This is a genomic window from Aeromonas sp. S19(2024) (assembly GCF_041402625.1).
Taxonomy (GTDB): domain Bacteria; phylum Pseudomonadota; class Gammaproteobacteria; order Enterobacterales; family Aeromonadaceae; genus Aeromonas; species Aeromonas caviae.
Genome location: NZ_JBGLQU010000030.1, coordinates 1 through 1,032 on the forward strand (window position 1 = coordinate 1; position 1,032 = coordinate 1,032).

General features: G+C 58.3%; 1 protein-coding gene. It reads right to left on the bottom strand.

Annotation, left to right across the window (positions count from 1 at the left end):
* Positions 1-2: 2 nt before the first annotated feature.
* Entirely contained in the window at positions 3-965 is a 963-nt protein-coding gene (locus tag ACB037_RS21250; RefSeq protein ID WP_371175899.1) for an IS1595 family transposase, read from the bottom strand.
* Positions 966-1,032: the final 67 nt, after the last annotated feature.

Here is a 1,032-nt window from a genome sequence, read left to right on the forward strand (position 1 = left end):
GGCTATGTCCCAATTACGTGTTGCATGGGGCGCCCCAGCGCCTCATGCAAGCAACGTGGTACATTCACTTCCCGCCCGTAGCGCTCCAACATCCTTCGCCAACCCAGATAATTTCTCAGATAGTGGGTCGCTACCCCATGGAACCGCTCCATCCACTCTTTCAACCGACGGTGATATCCGTTTACATGCTGGATATGGTACGCGCCAACCACACGCTCGCCTTGGCGATTGCGCACGACCTGATGGGTCACTCCCTGCGCTTTGCTGAAACTGGCATACACCCCGGCGCCGTCGCTACACAACACCGCATCTGACGAGACAAGGGGTGTCAAAACAGCTATCACCGTCTCGGCATTCATTTTCTCCAACTGAAAATCCGCATGGTGACCAGCCCGGTCCTGAACCACCATCACCGGGATGTAATCCGGCCCTGTGCCTCGGGTACGGCCTTTGCCCCCACGGTGGCGGGCCTGGCGGGGCAAACCACGTTGCCCTTTAAACGACTCCAAGAAGAAGGTCTCATCAACCTCGACGATACCCCCTTCCCGTGCCGCCTGGTGACTCGCCATGGCTTTCAGGAAGCGGTGACGCCACAAGAAGGCGGTGTTTTTACAGACTCCGCAGCGGACGGCAGCCTGTCGGACGGTCAGACCGTCGATGAGGGCCTGGGCGTAGTCTTCCCAGCATTGTGCCTTGCGAAGTCGAGCCAGAGGCGTCTTGGTGAGAACGGAACTGGTGCGCAGACACTGCTTGCAGCGATAACGACGCAGCCCTCGACTCCAACCCCAGGGAGCCAACAGCGTAGCCTCGGCCTGACAGTGAGGGCAACATCGACAAGCGGGGAGTTGAGCAGCCAGCGAGGTGATTGGGTGAGGGGTAGTGAGTTCATGTTGCGCGAGGCGACGCTGGCGCATGGTGAGCTGTGGAAAGAGAGACAGTAGATGTTGAAAGGCTTGGGTATCCATTATGGAGGCCCTCAGGGTGATGACCTACTTCAAGGTTAGCCTTTCAACATGTAATTGGGACAGCGCC